Annotated in this window: 15 protein-coding genes and 2 pseudogenes; 4 read left to right on the plus strand and 13 right to left on the minus strand. The window is 60.7% G+C overall.

All coding sequences use genetic code 11. The features are described 5' to 3' along the window. Positions 1–2 precede the first annotated feature (2 nt). The 11 genes from MJP36_RS16340 to arnC all read right to left on the minus strand — a co-directional run bounded on the left by MJP36_RS16340 (position 3) and on the right by arnC (position 11932). Positions 3–1106, minus strand: a complete 1104-nt coding sequence (locus tag MJP36_RS16340; RefSeq protein WP_244383458.1) for an enoyl-CoA hydratase/isomerase family protein — start codon at positions 1104–1106, stop codon at positions 3–5. Between the two features lie 131 nt (positions 1107–1237). Continuing rightward, complete coding sequence (locus MJP36_RS16345; RefSeq protein ID WP_161548035.1) at positions 1238–1948, minus strand: HPP family protein; 711 nt, start codon at positions 1946–1948, stop codon at positions 1238–1240. 165 nt (positions 1949–2113) lie between these two features. Next, positions 2114–2290: a type VI secretion system contractile sheath small subunit gene (locus MJP36_RS16350; RefSeq protein ID WP_161548036.1), complete on the minus strand. Its 177-nt coding sequence runs from the start codon at positions 2288–2290 to the stop codon at positions 2114–2116. 327 nt (positions 2291–2617) lie between these two features. Further along, positions 2618–4240 carry an ArnT family glycosyltransferase gene (locus tag MJP36_RS16355; RefSeq protein ID WP_161548037.1) on the minus strand — a complete coding sequence of 541 codons (1623 nt, stop codon included), beginning with the start codon at positions 4238–4240 and terminating at the stop codon, positions 2618–2620. A gap of 3 nt (positions 4241–4243) precedes the next feature. Then, positions 4244–5623 carry a UDP-glucose dehydrogenase family protein gene (locus MJP36_RS16360; RefSeq protein WP_161548038.1) on the minus strand — a complete coding sequence of 460 codons (1380 nt, stop codon included), beginning with the start codon at positions 5621–5623 and terminating at the stop codon, positions 4244–4246. Next, positions 5620–6033, minus strand: a complete 414-nt coding sequence (arnF, locus tag MJP36_RS16365) for a 4-amino-4-deoxy-L-arabinose-phosphoundecaprenol flippase subunit ArnF (protein ID WP_104993828.1) — start codon at positions 6031–6033, stop codon at positions 5620–5622. The genes MJP36_RS16360 and arnF overlap by 4 nt, the downstream gene beginning before the upstream one ends. Beyond that, a complete protein-coding gene (gene arnE, locus MJP36_RS16370) occupies positions 6030–6377 on the minus strand; it encodes a 4-amino-4-deoxy-L-arabinose-phosphoundecaprenol flippase subunit ArnE (RefSeq protein ID WP_090371035.1) in 348 nt (115 codons plus the stop codon). Before arnE ends, arnF begins: the two co-directional genes overlap by 4 nt. Continuing rightward, positions 6374–8029, minus strand: a complete 1656-nt coding sequence (gene arnT, locus MJP36_RS16375) for a lipid IV(A) 4-amino-4-deoxy-L-arabinosyltransferase (RefSeq protein ID WP_244383459.1) — start codon at positions 8027–8029, stop codon at positions 6374–6376. Before arnT ends, arnE begins: the two co-directional genes overlap by 4 nt. After that, complete coding sequence (gene arnD / locus MJP36_RS16380) at positions 8026–8910, minus strand: 4-deoxy-4-formamido-L-arabinose-phosphoundecaprenol deformylase (protein WP_104993826.1); 885 nt, start codon at positions 8908–8910, stop codon at positions 8026–8028. Before arnD ends, arnT begins: the two co-directional genes overlap by 4 nt. After that, positions 8910–10901 carry a bifunctional UDP-4-amino-4-deoxy-L-arabinose formyltransferase/UDP-glucuronic acid oxidase ArnA gene (gene arnA / locus MJP36_RS16385; RefSeq protein ID WP_060753018.1) on the minus strand — a complete coding sequence of 664 codons (1992 nt, stop codon included), beginning with the start codon at positions 10899–10901 and terminating at the stop codon, positions 8910–8912. Before arnA ends, arnD begins: the two co-directional genes overlap by 1 nt. Beyond that, a complete protein-coding gene (gene arnC / locus MJP36_RS16390) occupies positions 10898–11932 on the minus strand; it encodes an undecaprenyl-phosphate 4-deoxy-4-formamido-L-arabinose transferase (protein WP_198761291.1) in 1035 nt (344 codons plus the stop codon). Before arnC ends, arnA begins: the two co-directional genes overlap by 4 nt. A 439-nt stretch (positions 11933–12371) precedes the next feature. Between arnC and MJP36_RS16395 the strand changes: the two genes are divergently transcribed. Further along, the gene (locus MJP36_RS16395) at positions 12372–13193 is read left to right on the plus strand and encodes a M949_RS01915 family surface polysaccharide biosynthesis protein (protein WP_244383460.1); all 822 of its coding nucleotides are present in this window, start codon (positions 12372–12374) and stop codon (positions 13191–13193) included. Positions 13194–13301: 108 nt separating this feature from the next. Continuing rightward, positions 13302–14216 carry a site-specific integrase gene (locus MJP36_RS16400; RefSeq protein WP_244383461.1) on the plus strand — a complete coding sequence of 305 codons (915 nt, stop codon included), beginning with the start codon at positions 13302–13304 and terminating at the stop codon, positions 14214–14216. 24 nt (positions 14217–14240) lie between these two features. Here the strand turns inward: MJP36_RS16400 and MJP36_RS16405 are convergent, their stop codons facing one another. Further along, complete coding sequence (locus MJP36_RS16405; RefSeq protein WP_090371046.1) at positions 14241–14504, minus strand: DUF2790 domain-containing protein; 264 nt, start codon at positions 14502–14504, stop codon at positions 14241–14243. Between the two features lie 110 nt (positions 14505–14614). After that, positions 14615–15817 (minus strand): multidrug effflux MFS transporter, encoded by a 1203-nt coding sequence (locus tag MJP36_RS16410; protein ID WP_205343866.1) that lies wholly within the window; start codon positions 15815–15817, stop codon positions 14615–14617. Between the two features lie 196 nt (positions 15818–16013). Here MJP36_RS16410 and MJP36_RS28130 point away from each other — a divergent pair. Both MJP36_RS28130 and MJP36_RS28135 read left to right on the plus strand, forming a co-directional pair. Next, positions 16014–16661, plus strand: a pseudogene (locus MJP36_RS28130) (methyl-accepting chemotaxis protein); the annotation flags it as partial. Positions 16662–16973: 312 nt separating this feature from the next. After that, positions 16974–17567: pseudogene (locus tag MJP36_RS28135) on the plus strand (methyl-accepting chemotaxis protein); the annotation flags it as partial. Positions 17568–17578: the final 11 nt, after the last annotated feature.

Consider the following 17578-nt stretch of genomic DNA (forward strand, 5'->3'; position numbering starts at 1 on the left):
GCTTATTTCGCAACCTGCGCAAAGTGGTGGAAGAAGCTCTCGACCTGGCGGCTGTCCAGGTCGTCGAGCGTTGGCGGATTCCAGCGAGGCGCCTTGTCTTTATCGATGATCAGGGCGCGCACGCCTTCGATCAGGTCGCCTCGCTCGAACCACTGCCGGTCCAGGTGCAGCTCCAGCGCAAAGCACTGTTCCAGCGGCAGGTGACGGCCACGGCGCAGCATCTGCAGGGTGACGGCCATGGCCAGGGGCGAACGGGTTTGCATCAGGTTGGCCGTGGTCAGTGCCCACTCGCGGCTATTGGCGACGGTCACGGCCTGCAGTTGCTCGACCATGCTGGGCACGTCCGGCAACGCGAAGAAATGGTCAATGGCGGGGCGCAAGGCCGCCAAGGGCGGGTCGGGCAATTGTTGCACCGCGAGTCTGGCGAGTACGCCTTGCAGGTCTTTGAGCGGGGAGTCATGCCATTGCAGATGATCGAGCTTCTGGTCGAGTTCGGCCAGATGGGCGCTGTCGAGGTGCCAGTCGGCCAAGCCGCAATACAGGGCGTCGGCCGCCCGAATCTGGACCCCGGTGACGCCGAGGTAAATCCCCAGTTCACCGGGAATGCGCGACAGGAAATAGCTACCGCCTACGTCAGGGAAGTAACCGATGGCCACTTCGGGCATCGCCAGACGGCTGCGCTCGGTGACCACGCGCAGATCCGCGCCTTGCACCAGGCCCATGCCGCCGCCCAGAACAAAGCCATCCATCAGCGCGAGTACGGGTTTACGGTAATGGTGGACAGCCAGGTCGAGGGCGTATTCCTCGACGAAGAAGTCTTGGTGCAAGGTGTCGCCATTCTTGAAGCTGTCATACAGCGAGCGGATATCGCCCCCGGCGCAGAAGGCTTTCTCGCCGGCCCCACGCAGTACGACGGCAAACACCTGCGGGTCATCGGCCCAGGCCTGCAACTGCGCCTTCAGGCGCCGCACCATGTTGAGGGTAATCGCGTTCAAGCCTGCGGGGCGATTGAGCGTAAGGTGACCGATATGGTTGCGAACTTCGGCCAATACCTCATCCTGGAGGTCCTCGGCGCTGCATGCTTGGGATGAAACCTGAGCAGTCATCTCTAACTCCCTGCTTTTATTGTTCTTTATCACGACATTCGCGGGCGAACTGTCTCGCGATCGTACCAGTGCAAATTTGCCCAGTACAACCCGGAATCGTGCAGGTCGTTTTTGCATTTATGCAGGGGCGATCACTCCGCGCGATGAGCAAGCACTTCACCGATACTGCGCCGGCGTGCATGGCTCTGCGCCGCATGGATCAGTTGTTCAAGCTCGCTCGGTTCCACATCGTAAAACTGCTCCATTTCGGCCAGGGCCAGTTTCAAATCCGCCGCGGTGATCATCGGATCGACAACGGGGGCAGGGCTGCTCACCGGCACTATGGGGGATTCGACCAGCCCCTTGGGATAACGCGTACGGGTGGCGTTGTTGTAGACCAATGCCGAAGTCAACAGTGCGCCCGCGCCGAGCATGACCGGCGCCAACGCCTGCCAGCCCAAGGCGATGGAGGCCGGGTCGGCCAGAACCAGGGTCATTGCCAGGCCACCGGCGGGCGGGTGCAGGCAGCGCAGCCAGCAGATCAGGATAACGGTCATGCCTGCGGCAAGGCAGGCGCTGCCCAACGTACGTCCCAACACGCGAGCCACCAGCAGCGCCACGACCGCGGCGCACAAGTAACTGCCGATAATTGACCATGGCTGGGCCAGCGCCCCCGAAGACACCGCAAACAATAGCACCGCGGAGGCCCCCAGCGGGCCTAGCAGATGCAGGGCGACTTCCATGCCGAAGACCTGGGCGCACACCCAGACACTGAGCATTGTGCCCAAGGCCATGCCGATGGCGGCACGGCTCCATTCAGCGGGACGGGTATGGATTGCAGCAGGTAACCAACGAGCGAGCATTTAAAAAGGTCCGTAAACAGCGGGCGAAAAAAAAAGGCCTGCCGGGTTTCCCGGAAAAGCCTTTGTAACGTTCCAACATCTGGGGGAGGAACCGGTGCAGTGTGCCCAGCTTGATGCAATGATGCCAATGCATATTAATGAGGGTTGAATGCAGAAAAAATGCAGTTATAGCCCCTCGTCGTATCGAATCGAGCGCGATGTGTGTGCCACAGAGGTAGTGGCGTCACCCAGCACGCGGCAGTAGGTCTCTTCGTTGAACAAGCGCTTTTGCAGGCCCTCCCGTAGCGCCAGGTCATTGGCCAACGGTCCTTTCAACGCCACCAACGCGTCGCGCAGCTCCATCAATCGGTCCAGCCTCGGCACCGGTATAGGCAGTAGATTCTCTCGCACGGCATTGTCCTCTCAATGAAGTAGCCAACCGTCTGTTGGGTGGCCTACAGCGTCCTTGTTGTTATGCAGGGGTGCTCCAACCCATATGCCTGCACGGCAGGGGTGGTAGATAGTTAACGCACTTGGCAAGCGAGTCTACATAGGGGATCCAGCCGCCGGAAGGGACGGTGCCGCAGCCGTTACGCAAAGCACCGTAGGTGTTTTCTTGGTGGGCATGATGAAAAACGCCCACTCGTCATGGAGTGGGCGTTGTTTCTTACGGGGCCTATGGAAACGTCATTAAGGCGACGACATTTTCTCCAGGTGCAGCAGCACATAGGGGTTCTTGTCGAACGCCCCGGTGAGGGTCGGCGTGATGGAGCGCAGGCGTGGCTCCGTCAAACTTTCGAAGTCTGCCTGGCTCATCACCAGCCAGGCTGGGGCCTGGATCAGGGCCAGCTCGGCAGGCGACTGGGTAAACAACGGCACCTTGTCGCAATCGAAGTTGACCATGAACTTGATGGCTTTGGCGTCTTTGCCCAGGCCATGCAGTACCACCGGGGCGGGTTGCTGCAAGATCCGGGTCTTGACCGCCACGCTGAAGGTCCGCGTGTCGTAAAGCGAGCGTTCCAAGGGTTCGACCACCACAATGTAGGTCGCCCAAATGGCCAGCACCGCCGCCAGCGCCGGGCCGAACGCTCGCAGACGAGCCTTGGCCAACGCTAGTAGTGCCAACACCTGGAGCACGCCCAGCAGCGCAAACATCGCGCCCAGGCTCTCCAGCTCCGCCGGGTAACGCTTGCGCGCAGCCACCAGGCCAATGATCAACAGTGTCGGCAACAGCGTCCAGATGCCCAACATCAAACCGCGTAACCAGGCGAAAAGTCGCCCTTGAGTCACTTGGAACGGGTACGCAGCGATAATGGCAGCCATCGGCAACATCGGCAGGATGTAGCGTGCTTTTTTGGCTTGAGGCACCGACAGCCCCAGCATCACCAGCAAACCTGCCGCCGCGCAGTACAGCACCAGTTTCAGCGCCGGATCCGGAGTGCGACGGCCACCGGCCGCGATGGCCAACAGCACCAAGAGCGCCACCGGGTAGGCCAAGGCGTAGTTGCCCATGGAACTGGTGAAGTAATACAGCACACCGCTGGAGCCTTCGGTGCCATCCATGCGGCCAAGGAACTGCATGCGAATGACATCTTGCATGAACACTTCGCCGCCACTGAGCTTGGCCAGCAGCAACAGCAGCCCCACACAGGCGCCCAGCAGTGCCAGTGCCAACAAGCCAAAGCTGAACAGTTGCCGCCACTGGCGGTTGATCAGGTAATAGCTGCACAGCACGCCGGTCGGGATCACCAGGCCGATCGGCCCGCGGATGGCAAAACCGAGAATCAGCAATGGAAACAGCCAGTGCAGGCGTTTCGCCGCGCCGAAATGATCATGCGCATAGCCCAGGTAGAACACCGCCAGTGCGACGGCGGCGAGCATCTGGTCCAGGGAGACCGCACGGGTTTCGCTGATAAACGTACTGCTGAGCAGCAACATCGCAATGCTCAGCACACCCCAGCGCGGGGAGTAGGGCGCTGTCAGGCGAAACACCAGGATGACGATAAAGGCTGAGGCGACCGCCGTCGGCAACCACGCGGTGAAGCTGTTGACCTGGCCCAGCGGCACGGACAACAGCCAGGTCAGCAGGGTCGAGGTCGCCAGGTAGTCGGCATAGGGCTGGCCGTACGTCGTGGGGAAAAAGCTCGGCCCATGGCGCAGCATCTCCTGGGCAAACAGCACAAAGCGCGAGTCAAACCCGATGATCGCCTGGTGCCAATTGCCGACGATGAACAGCACCAGGGCCAGGAGCCCAAGCCCCAGCGACTGATAACGGATCGTTGCATTCTGCAGGGGCGGCTGAGCTTTGTTCACGTATCAGCCTTCCTTGGCCAGTTGCACCCAGTTTTGCTGGGGGATCGGCAATTCGCAGGAGTCGCCCCGGCCCATCGGGAAGTATTTGAAGCCTTTGCGCGCCAGGCGCTCACCGTCGTAGAGGTTGCGACCGTCGAAAATCACCGGGTTTTTCAGGCGCTGCTGGATCAGTTCGAAGTCCGGCGCCTTGAACTGCTGCCACTCGGTGCAGACGATCAGCGCGTCGGCGCCGCTCAAGGCCGATTCCGGAGTACCCAGCAGGGCCAGGCGTGGCTCGTCGCCATAAATACGCTGGGTTTCCTGCATGGCTTCCGGGTCGAACGCACGGACATTGGCGCCGGCGGCCCACAGTGCTTCCATCAGTACGCGGCTTGGCGCATCACGCATGTCGTCGGTGTTGGGCTTGAACGCCAGGCCCCACAACGCGAAGGTCTTGCCTTTCAGCTCGCCCTTGAAGAAAGCGTTGATACGCTCGAACAGCTTGCTCTTCTGGCGCTGGTTGATGGCTTCCACGGCTTCGAGCAGGTCGCTGGAGCAGTTGGCTTCCTTGGCGCTGTGGATCAGGGCGCGCATATCTTTGGGGAAGCACGAGCCGCCGTAGCCGCAGCCCGGGTAGATGAAGTGGTAACCAATGCGCGAGTCGGCACCAATGCCCAGGCGCACCGCTTCGATGTCGGCACCCAGGTGTTCGGCCAGTTCGGCGATCTGGTTGATGAAGCTGATTTTGGTGGCCAGCATGCAGTTGGCGGCGTACTTGGTCAGTTCGGCGCTGCGCAGGTCCATGAAGATGATGCGGTCGTGGTTGCGGTTGAACGGCGCGTACAGATCGCGCATCACTTCACGCACTTCCTCTCGCTCGCAGCCGATGATGATGCGGTCCGGGCGGCGGCAGTCGGCAACAGCGGTACCTTCCTTGAGGAATTCCGGGTTGGAGACGATATCGAACGCCAGGTTGCGGCCGGCAGCCTGCAGGTTTTTCTCGATATGGGCGCGCAGCGTGTCACCGGTGCCGACGGGAACGGTGGACTTTTCCACCAGGATCACCGGCTCCACCCGGTGGCGGGACACCGCATCACCGACCGACAGTACGTATTTCAGGTCGGCGGAACCGTCTTCGTCCGAAGGCGTGCCTACCGCGATAAACAGCACTTCACCGTGTTCAACGGCGAGCTTTTCATCATAGGTAAAGTGCAGGCGTCCGCTTTCCAGGTTTTCCTTGACCATGGCCGCCAGGCCCGGTTCAAAGATCGTCACGTGACCTTTCTGGAGTGATTCGACCTTGCTCTTGTCAACGTCCATGCAGATGACATCGTGACCGACTTCGGCCAACACGGTGGCTTGCACCAGACCGACGTAACCACTACCAAATACACTGATTTTCATGGGGCATTCCTGGGACTAATACTGCTAGCACGACGAGAGTTAATAACCAGTACACCGAGGATGACCAGCGCCACCCCCAGGGTTTTTGAAAGCGAAAAATGTTCGTTGAACACCGGCAGGCTGGCGGCCAACAGGTACACCAGCGCATAGCTGATGCTGAGCAACGAATAGGCGCGGCCCAGGGGCAGGTCTTTGAGTGCCCCCAGCCAACAGAGCATCGACAGCGCATAGGCAATGATCGCCAGGATCACCACGCCCAAGGCGCCAAGATCGATAGCATTCTGGTTGAAGGCCGTCAGCCATTCGGCGGGCAGCGGCAGGCGTGTCATGCTCCAGCGCATGCCCAATTGGGCGGCGCTGACCAGGCCGACACTGCCCAGGGCCAGGGCAAAACCGCGCGCCTGGCTCATACCTGACGCCCCAGCAACACCACGCCGGCGATGACCAAGGCGACACCCAGCCAGTGGCGGCCATCGATATGTTCGTGAAAGACAAAGTGCGCCATCAGCGTAACCAGTACGAAGTTCAGGCTGAGCATGGGGTAGGCAATCCCGACCTCCAGGCGTTGCAGCACCAACAGCCACACCAGCAGGCCCAGGCCCAGGCAAAACAGCGCCGACCACAACCATGCTGAACGCAGTTTCGGTGCCCAGCCCTGCGGCTGGTCGCGCCAGCTTTCGACGGCAAACTTTTGCGAGACCTGGCCCATGCAGGTGAGCAGGCAGGCGCTCAGCAATAGCAGCAACGTGATCATTGCGTGACCTGAGGGAAGATCATGATCACGATGTTGCCTTGCTCGTAGCGCTTGCCGTCTTTGGGCAGCAACTCGACTTCAGCGACTTCGTCTTCACCCTTGACCCGCATCACCACCCCCACGGCGCCTTGCTTGCGCGCATCGCTCATCCATTGCTGGACTTGGGTGGGGTCGATCTTGCGGTAGGCCGTGTCCGGGTAGGCAAGGCCGTACTTCACTTCACCCACGGTGTTGTAAAGGGTGATTTCCGGGCGTGACACGCGCCAGGACAAGGCCGACGCGGCGCCCAGGTCATTGCTCAGCAACGCGGTGGTTGGTTGCAGTTCCTGCAAGTGATCGATGATGAACTGGTCCGGCGTCTTGTTATACACCACTGAATGCGGCAACGCGGCCGGGACCAGGGCCACCAGCAGCCAACTGCCGACGACGGGCGCCGCCCACAGCGTCAACGGCCGTGCAGCTTGCAGCAGGTTGGCGACGATCCAACCGAACAGGAAGGTAAACACCAGCACCAGGCTGAGGGTTTCCTGCCCGGGTTCGTAGATCGGCTTCTTCAACTGGAACCAGCTGATCGCCAGCAAGGCGAGCACGCCGATCACCAGGTTCAACCCACCGTTGATGCGCAATGCACGCGCCTTGCCCTGGCTGAGCTTGTCGCTCAGGGTCGAGCCCATCAGCAGGGCCAGCGGCAACAGGCACGGCATGATGTAGGACGGCAGCTTGCCCTTGGCCAGGCTGAAGAATGCCAGGGGCATCAACAGCCACAGCAACAGGAACGCGGTTTTCGGCAGGCGCTTATCCACCCAGGCCTGCTTGACGGTAGAGGGCAGCAGCGCGACCCACGGCAGCGAGAACGCCACCATCAACGGCAGGTAGTACCAGAAAGGTTCGGCATGCTGCGCATCTTCACCGGCAAACCGCTGGATGTGTTCGTGCCAGAAAAAGAAGTTCCAGTAGTCCGGCTCTTGCAGGTGCACGGCCAGGGCCCACGGCACGCTGACGGCGATCGCCACGACCACGGCGACGATACCGTAACCCACCAGTTCACCCAGGCGTTTTTGCCAGATGGCGTAGGGCAGGGCGATCAGCACCGGCAGCAGCCATGCCAGGAAACCCTTGGTCATGAAACCCATGCCGCAGGCAAAACCGAGCAGGGCCCAGGACCACAAACGGCCACGGCGTGTGGTGCTGTCGAAGCAGAACCAGAGGGCAACGCCTGTCAGGTTGACCCAGAAGGTGAACTGCGGGTCCAGGTTGGCATAACCGCCGAGCAGCGCCACGCTGACAAAGCTCATGTACAGCACGCTGCTGATCAGGCTCTTTTGCGGGTCGTTCCACAGCCGGCGAGAGACCAGGTACACCAGCAGGATGCTCAGCCCGGTGCTCAAGGCCGAGGCAAAGCGCACGCCGAACAGGTTCTGCCCGAAAATCGCCTGGCCCAGCGCGATCATCCAGTAACCGGCTGCAGGTTTTTCGAAGTAGCGAATGCCCATGAAATGCGGCGAGGCCCATTTGCCGGTCAGCAACATTTCCTGGCTGATCTGCGCATAGCGGGTTTCATCGGGAATCCACAGGCCGTGAGTGGCCAGCGGTAGCAGGTAAAACACGCCAAACGCCAACAGGAGCAGGGGCAATGCCCAGCGCCGGATCATGCCTGCTGCACTCCGAGCCAGCCTTCTCGGCCGCTCAACGCACCACGCACCAGCTGTTGCTGGGGCAGGGTGGTCACATCCGCAGGCAACAGGTCGCCCAGGGGTTTGAAGTCGATGCCGCGCTGCCCGGCTTGGGCGAGCAACTGGCGGAAATCATCAGCCATCAGAATCCCTTCTACTTCTGCGTGGATCGTGTAGACGTTCAGTTTCGACGAGGAAAACCTGTCGAGAATGAAGTTGTTGAAGTCTTTGGCAGCCACTACCGGCCCGACGACTTCGTCGAAGGTCGGCAGATCTACCGGAATTTGTGGGGTGCCCGCGCTGCCATCGGCCAACGTCGGTCGAAACAGGCTGGTGCCCCGGCAATCACTGTTGTAGCGGAAATTGAAAGCTTGTTTGGCCTGCACCACGCGTTCATCGGCACGCCAGCCGGCGGCCGCTGAACAATCGACGCGCTCGCCCAGGATGTCGCTCAGGGTATCGACGCCACGGCGGATCTGTTCGACCAGCTGTGCATCGCTCCAACGCCCGGTGTTGGCCTGCCAGCCGTGGTGATCCCACGCGTGCAGGCCGACTTCATGGCCGGCGGCCTTGGCCTGGCGCATCAAGTGCCCCAGGTCACGCCCGATCGGCTTGCCCGGCCAGGCGGTGCCGGCGAGCAAGATATCCCAGCCGTACAGCCCGGCCGCATTGGAACGCAGCATCTTCCACAGGAATTGCGGACGGATGAGGCGCCACAAGTGGCGCCCCATGTTGTCCGGCCCAACGCTGAAGAAGAACGTCGCTTTTATCCCGGCTTCATCCAGGGACTCGAGCAACCGCGGCACACCTTCACGGGTGCCACGGTAGGTGTCGACGTCAATGCGAAGACCTGCCTGCATTACTTCTTGTCCGCGATTTCGAGCATGGCTTCTTTCAAGAAGAAGTCCAGGGTGTTGCCGATGGTTTCGCTCATCTCTACGGTCGGCTCCCAGTTCAGCAGGCGCTTGGCGTTTTCGATGCTTGGCTTGCGGTGCGCCACGTCCTGGTAACCAGTGCCGTAGAACGCCTTGCTCTCCACGTCGCGGAAACCGGCGAACGGAGGGAAGTTGCTGCGCAGCGGGTGAGCTTCGAACTGACGCAGCAGCTCTTCGCCCAGCTGACGGATGCTGGCTTCGTTTTCCGGGTTGCCGATGTTGACGATCTGGCCGTCGCATACACCGTTTTCGTTATCAATGATGCGTGCCAGGGCTTCGATACCGTCGGCGATGTCAGTGAAGCAACGCTTCTGCTCGCCACCGTCGAACAGGCGGATTGGAGTACCTTCCACCAGGTTCAGGATCAGCTGGGTGATGGCACGGGAGCTGCCGATACGGGCCGAATCCAGACGGTCCAGGCGCGGGCCCATCCAGTTGAACGGACGGAACAGGGTGAATTTCAGGCCTTTGTCGCCGTAGGCCCAGATCACGCGGTCCAGCAGTTGCTTGGAGACCGAGTAGATCCAGCGCTGCTTGTTGACAGGGCCCACCACCAGGTTGGAGGTGTCTTCGTCGAAGTACTGGTCCTGGCACATGCCATAGACTTCGGAGGTCGACGGGAAGATCACGCGCTTGTTGTACTTGACGCAGTAGCGAACCAGTTTCAGGTTCTCTTCGAAGTCCAGTTCGAATACGCGCAGCGGGTTGCGGGTGTATTCGATTGGCGTGGCGATGGCCACCAGCGGCAGGACCACGTCGCACTTCTTGATGTGGTACTCGATCCACTCGGTGTGGATGCTGATATCGCCTTCCACGTAGTGGAAGTTCGGGTGGCTGCGCAGGCGCTCGATGGCGTCGGAGCCGATATCCAGGCCGTAGATTTCGTAACGGTCGTCACGCAGCAGGCGCTCGGACAGGTGGTTACCGATGAAACCGTTCACACCCAGGATCAGTACGCGGGTACGGCGTGGCTTGCGACCGGACTCGGCGCCGCGCAGAACGGAACCGTCCACCAAGCCCAGTACATCCGCCAGGGCAGGGCCGGCCAGGAACAGGCCGTCGGCGTTACGCTGACCGAACTCGACCACCAGGGAGTCTTCACCGCAGGCGATGCGCAGCGGGTTGACGCTGATCACGCGGCCAGGTGCCAGGCCTTCGTTGCCCTTGACCACTTCGGCTTGCCAAACGATCAGTTTGTGCTCGCCCACGGCGCAGAAAGCCCCCGGGTAAGGTTGAGTGACGGCGCGAACCAGGTTGAACAGCTCTTCAGCCGGTTTTTTCCAGTCCAACTTGCCATCGGCGGCGGTACGGCGGCCGAAGTAGGTGGCTTGGCTTTCGTCCTGGGCGGTTTCAGCCAGCTTGCCTTGAGCCAGTTGCGGCAGCGCATCACGCAGCAGGTTGGAAGCGGCGTCACGCAGCTTGGCGTGCAGGGTCAGGCCAGTATCTGTGCGGTCGATGATGACTTTCTGCTGGGCCAGGATCGCGCCGGCATCGGCACGCTTGACCATGCGGTGCAGGGTCACGCCGGTTTCGGTTTCGCCGTTTACCAGCACCCAGTTCGCCGGGGCGCGGCCACGATATTTAGGCAGCAGGGAGCCGTGCAGGTTGAACGCACCTTTTTTGGCGGTGGCCAGCAGGGCTTCGCTCAGCAGGTTGCGGTAGTAGAAGGAAAAGATGAAATCCGGGTTCAGCTTGGCGATGCGCTCGATCCACAGCGGGTGGTTGGCGTCTTCCGGCGCATGTACCGGGATGCCATTGCGCGCGCAGAGCTGGGCGACGGAACCGTAGAAGTTGTTTTCCTTGGGATCATCGGCATGGGTGAACACGGCAGCAATGTCGTAGCCGGCGGCCAGCAGGGCTTCAATGCCTGCACAGCCAATATCGTGATAAGCAAAGACAACAGCTTTTGAATTCATGACGAAACCTGATCGGAAGGAGAAGTGGAAGTGTGAGAAGTTGCCAGGCCGTCGACCACGACGACCGGAGCCGGTGCTGCGGGCTGGTTGCGCAACACCTTTTCGATAAAGAAGCGTGGACGGGCACGCACGTCACTGTACATGCGACCCAAGTACTCACCCAAGAGGCCCATGCCGATGAATTGACCGCCGGTGAACACGAACAGCACGGCAAACAGCACGAACATGCCTGAACCGGCCCATTCGGCACCGAAGACCAGGCGCAGGAAGATCAACGCAAAGGCAAACAGCATGCCCAGTGCCGCCAGGCTGAAGCCGACGATGGACAGCAGGCGCAGCGGGGTGGTGGTCATGCAGGTCAGCAGGTCGAACATCAGGCTGATCAAGCGCATGGCGCTGTATTTCGACTCGCCGTGCTCACGTTCGGCGTGGTGCACCAGGATTTCCGTGGTGTGGCGGGCAAAGCCGTTGGCCAGGATCGGGATGAAGGTGCTGCGTTCGCGGCAGGCCAGCATCGCGTCGACGATGGTGCGGCGATAGGCGCGCAGCATGCAGCCGTAGTCGGTCATGGCCACGCCGGTGGAGCGCTGCACGGCCAGGTTGATCAGGCGCGAAGGCCAGCGGCGGAAGGCCGAGTCCTGGCGGTTGTTGCGCACGGTCGCAACCACGTCGTAGCCGAGGGCGGCCTGCTCCACCAAACGCGGGATTTCTTCCGGCGGGTTCTGCAGGTCGGCGTCGAGGGTGATCACTACGTCACCACGGCACTGCTCAAAACCGGCCATGATCGCGGCATGCTGGCCGTAGTTACGGTTGAGGATCACCGCCACTACGTTGCTGCCGTCTTCGGCGGCGGCGTCTTCCAGCAACTGGGCCGAACTGTCACGGCTACCGTCATCCACCAGGATGATTTCGTATTTGTAGGCCAGTTGCTTGCAAGCTGCCGTCGTACGACGCAGCAATTCAGGCAGGCTGTCTTCTTCGTTGTAGACCGGGATAACGATCGACACGAGACCAATAGGGTAGGGTTTCAAAGATTCAAGACCTCGGGGCTAGAGCAATTGAAGCGTGAAAACAGCAGTAATCCGGGCTGATGGACAGCTGGCGGACTAAACGTAGCGTGGGGTTGCGGCATTCATTTGACATTCCTGAGGACGGGCGCGAGTTTCTTCCATGGGCCAGCAGAGTAAAGATGAAATATAGGAAAGATCAACGGGTTAGTTAGGAAAAACGCGGTTCGTTCTGAAGTCATACACCCAAGGTTAAGCGGAAAAATGTTCAACGAATATGAAAGGCATATGAAAAACTCGTTTTTTTCACAAATAGACAGCCAGGGTTCAGCTAAGTAGCTGACGCGCCAAGGGATAGATTCCCTACGCAGTCGCCTGGCGATTTAACCCCACATTCAACAATCTTCTCTGCATTAGCCCTCAAGTGCCGGTAAAGTAAGCCATCTCTTGCCTGGATACTCGGATGAACAGCGTGCAGCTTTTTCGCGGCCAGTTGCGGCCAGCCTTGATAGGGTCGTTGATGGGGTTATTGCTCAGCGTGGCCGGCCCTACAACCGTGTGTGCCGACGACGGTGTAACGCTCACCACGATCGACCAGGTGCCGGAAGGCGTCGAGGTGCGCGGCAAACAGGTCGCGGCCTATACCTGGGACGACCGCCAGGGCAAGAACCTGCTGGTACTCGCCGAGCAGGTCAGCGAGCGGGACGACGATGGCACCCAGTCGGCCTTTGTCTACGCTGCCCAGTATTTGCTGGATGGCAATCATCCCAAACGTGTCTGGATGCTCTATGACGATGTACAGCATTGCGAGTTCGATGCCGCGCTACGTTTTGACCGGGCCGCCACCAAAGTCACCGACCTGGCGGGAGATGGCATCACCCAGGCCACGGTGGGTTACTCGCGCACCTGCACCAGCGACGTCAGCCCGCGTGAATTCAAGCTGATCATGCATGTGGGGAAAGCGCAGAAATACCGCCTGCGCGGCGTTGATCGTGTGGGCGCAAGCTGGTGGGACGAGGAAGCCGGTGCGTTGCGTGGCATGCCGTTGCCCAAGGATTGCAGCGTCGCCGCGCAACAGGCGCTGGTGAGTCAGTACCAGGAGCAGGGCACCGAACTGCCGCTGCCGGGCTGTTATGGCGATGAGAAGGACTTCGCCAAGGCGCCGGACAGCTACCTGGCGTTCATGCGCCAGCATTGGTTTGCCCTGATGCAGGCGCAGGATGCCGATTGGAGCCAGTCACAGTCCCAGGCCCAAGACCCGGTGGAGGACGATCAATCGCCGTGATTTTGTGCCAGGGCCGGTCCTGCGTTAGACTCGGCCTTCGCCAATTCACTAAATACACCTATTAATCAACGAGTTGATAGGTGTATTTAATCCAAAGGCTAAACTGTTTTGACTGAGACTATCCGCAACCCGCTGACCCTCTACCTCACCCGCCTGGCGCCCTCCAGCCAATTGACCATGCGTTACGTGCTGCAGGATGCCGCCGACCGCCTCGGTTTCGAAGACATCAACCTCGAAGAGATCGACTGGCACCTGCTGCAACCGGAACACGTGATCGCCCTGATTGCAGCCTTGCGCGAGGACGGCTATGCGCCGAATACCTCTTCGCTGTATGTGAACGCCGTGCGTGGCGTGATGAACGAAGCCTGGCGCATGAGCCTGATCAGCCAGGATCATCTGCTCAAGATGCGTTCAGTCAAGGCCGCCTCCGGCACACGCCTGGCGCAGGGGCGCAACCTGCGCCGCACGTTGATCCGCGAACTCATGGAGGTCTGCGCCGCCGACCCGCGCCCTCAGGGCCTGCGCGACGCCGCCGTCATCGGCATTCTGTATGGCTCAGGCATGCGCAAGTCGGAATCGGTCAACCTGGATCTGGCGCAGGTCAACTTCGAGGAACGCAGTTTGCGCGTGACCGGCAAGGGTCATAAAGAACTCCTCAAGTACGCGCCGCAGTGGGCCTTCGCCAAGTTGCAGGCGTGGCTGGCGTTTCGTCGCGAGCAACTCAAAGAGGGGGAAGAGGACGATACATTTTTATTCAACCGCATCCGCCGGGGCAGCCATATCACCCGGGAGCGTATTACCAAGCATGCGATCTATTACATCGCTCGTCAGCGCGGCGAGCAGGTGGGCGTGAAGATCATGCCCCATGATTTCAGGCGTTCATTCATCACCCGTGTGATTGAAGAACATGACCTGTCGATTGCCCAGAAACTGGCGCACCACACCAATATCCAGACCACGGCCAGTTATGACGTGCGCGACGACAATGAGCGGCGGCGCGCGGTGGATCGTTTCGATCTGTAGATGAGCTCAGATCTGTAGAAGAGCTCAGCTGTGGGGGCAGGCGTCACCGACACGGATGTAGTCCAGTTCATGCCGCACACCCTGGCTATCGACGTAGATCACATGCCCCTTGACCGGCCCGCAGGCGGTGGCCGCTGCGCGGGTGCTGCGCACGGCCTTGGCGATATCTAGGTCTTGCGCGTAATCGTCGGCCTGGTTGACCGGCGTATTGACGCCCGGGCCGGGGTCACCCTGGGCGGCGGCGAGGGTGCTGAACAGGCTCAGCACGGCAATCAGCAAGTAACGCATGGCAACCTCCAACCCCAGCGGGAGTGGTTTGACGAGGTTGCCATTCTATAAAGCCCGGCCGCAGGGGCTGAACGGATTCCGGCCAATAGCGGTTATCAGTGAAAACGATGTCAGGACCGCGCAGTCACCAGGTGCGGCGGCAGACGGCGCAAGGTCCACAGGGTGACGAGCAGCGCAGCCAGTGCGCACAGTGCGATGCCCACCAACATCGGCGCAGGCGTGTGATCGGCAAACACACCGACCAGGGCCATGCACACCGCCCCGGTGATCATCTGGATGGCGCCCAGCAAGGCTGACGCGGAGCCCGCTACCGCGCCATGATCCTCAAGGGACAGTACGCCGGCCGCCGGCAACAACAGGCCGAGGAAACCGAAGCCGATAAACAGCAGGCTCATCATCACGGCCAGATGACTGCTCCATGCCGTGGTTACCGCGAGCAAACCCAACACACTGGCGACGGCGATCACTGACCCGCGAATCAGCCGCGCCAGCCCATAACGGGCACTCAGGCGCGCGGTGAGTTGGCTCATGGTAAAGAACGACGCGGCATTGAGCGCAAAGCACAGGCTGAATTGGGTGGGTGTCAGGCCGAAATACTCGATGTACACGAACGGTGCACTGCCGATGAACACGAAGAAGGTGGCCAAGCCAAAGCCACTGACTAGCGATAACCCGATGAACACCGGATCGCGCAATAACGCCCCGTAGCTGCCGATGGCATTGCCCAGCGTCTTGCCCAGGCGGCGTTCGGCCGGATGGGTTTCGGGCAGTTGCAGCCGCGTCATCACCAGGCACAACACCGACACGACGGCCAGCACGGCAAATACCTCGCGCCAGCTCCAGATCGAGATCACCAGGCTGCCGGCCAGTGGCGCCAGGATCGGCGAAACACTCATGACCAGCATCAACAACGCCATCAAGCGTGCGGCTTCATGGCCGGTATACAGGTCACGCACAATCGCCCGGGGAATCACCATCCCGGCGCACGCGCCGAAGGCTTGCAGCGCACGAAAGCCAATCAGCACTTCGATAGTGGGGGCCAGCGCACAGCCGACACTGGCCACGGCAAAAATCGCCAGCCCTGCATAAATCGGCGGCTTGCGCCCGAATACATCGCTGATCGGCCCGTAGAACAACTGGCACACGCCGATGATGACGAAGAATACGGTCAGGCTCATCTGCACCGCCGCTGGCGAGGCATGCAGGCTGGCACCCAGTGTCGGCAGCGCCGGCAGGTAGCTGTCGATAGCGAACGGGCCGATGGCCGTGATCAACCCCAGCAACACGGCGAGGCGGGCAATACTACGGGACATGTGCAATTCCAGGCGAAGCAAAGGCCGGTCAGCTTAAGGGATTCGTGCAGATCCGCAAACTTGGTCTTCACTGACGACAAAGGCTGCCGATAACGTGGTTAGCGATGTTAAAACCGTTGGGTATGGGGATATCTGCATGACGATCAAATTGCGCTTGGTGCTATTGATTGCGACCGGACTGCTCACTGCGTTGATCATGAGCCTGACCAGTTACCTGGGGAATACCCGGATGGCCGCGGCCGTGCAGGACAACGAGATGAGCATGACGGTGCTGCGTAACCACATGGAAGCCGACATGATGCACGACGCCCTGCGCGCCGACGTGTTGTCGGCCATGCTGGTGGGCCTGGGGAAAAGCACCAGCACCGCGGCCGAAGTCAATGCCTCGCTCAAGGAACATGCCGAACACTTTCGGCAAGTGTTGGGCGACAACCTGAAGTTGCCGCTGGACGATGCGCTGAAGGCAAGTCTGGAAAAAATCAAACCCAGCCTGGACACCTACATCAGCGCAGGAGAGCGCATAGTGGCGCTGGCCTTGGACAACCCCGAGGCCGCACGCGGGGAACTGGCGACCTTCAATAGCATCTTCAGCCAGCTTGAAGATCAGATGGCGACGCTGAGCGAGCAGATTGAAACCAACACCCAGCAAACCAGCGTCGGCACGCAGCAGACCATCCATAACGCCAACCTCACCCTGGCGGTCGTGCTGATCGCCAGTCTGTTGCTGTTATTGGCCCAGGGCCGCTGGGTCGCGTTGAGTATCATGGCGCCCTTGCGCGCTGCCAGCCGCATTGCCGCAAGCATTGCTCAAGGCAACTTGAGCGAACCGATCGTCGAACCCCAGCGCAAGGACGAAGCCAGCTCATTGATCCGCAGCCTGGCGATCATGCAGCGCGACTTGCGCGGCATGATCGAAGTGGTGCGCAGCAACGCTCACGGCGTCAACGGTATGAGCGAGCAACTGAGCCAGGGCTGCCATGAAGTGGCCGACAGCAGCCAGCAACAAAGCTCCGCCGCCAGCACCATGGCGGCCGCTGCGAGTGAAATGACCGCCAGCATCGAGGAAATCACCCGGCACTCCGAGCGTGCCTTGAGCATGGCCAATCAGGCGCAGAGCCTGGCCAAGGACGGCGGGCAGGTGATTCACCAGGTGGTGACTGACATGGACGGTATTGCACGCTCCGCACAGCAGTCGGCGCAAGTGATCCGTACGCTGGATAAAGAGTCCGAAGCGATCTACAGCATCATCCAAGTGATCAAGGGTATTGCCGACCAAACCAACCTGCTGGCCCTGAACGCCGCCATTGAAGCCGCCCGTGCGGGAGAGCAAGGGCGTGGTTTTGCGGTGGTCGCCGATGAAGTGCGCAGCCTCGCCGGGCGCACCAGCGCGTCCACCCAGGAAATTGCCAGCATGGTCGGGCGAATCCAGCAAAGCACCCGCGAAGCGGTGATGAGCATGGAGGAGGGGGTTGCCCAGGTGGATAAAGGCATGGCCGTGACCGCCGATGTGGAACGGGCGATCCGAGAGATCCTGCAGGCGACGCTGAACACCACTGAATTGGTGACGGATATTTCCCGCACCATCAGTGAACAGAGCCTGGCCAGCAATGAAATTGCTCATCAGGTGGAGATGATCGCGGGTATGTCGCAAAACAACAGCCGGGTCATCGGCGAAACCGCTTCGACGACAGACGAGTTGTCGAGCCTTGCGGGCAAGCTGTCGCAGTCGGTGGACCGGTTCCAGCTGTAAGGCAGGCCCGG

The organism is Pseudomonas palleroniana, from assembly GCF_022836895.1.
GTDB classification, from domain to species: domain Bacteria; phylum Pseudomonadota; class Gammaproteobacteria; order Pseudomonadales; family Pseudomonadaceae; genus Aquipseudomonas; species Aquipseudomonas palleroniana.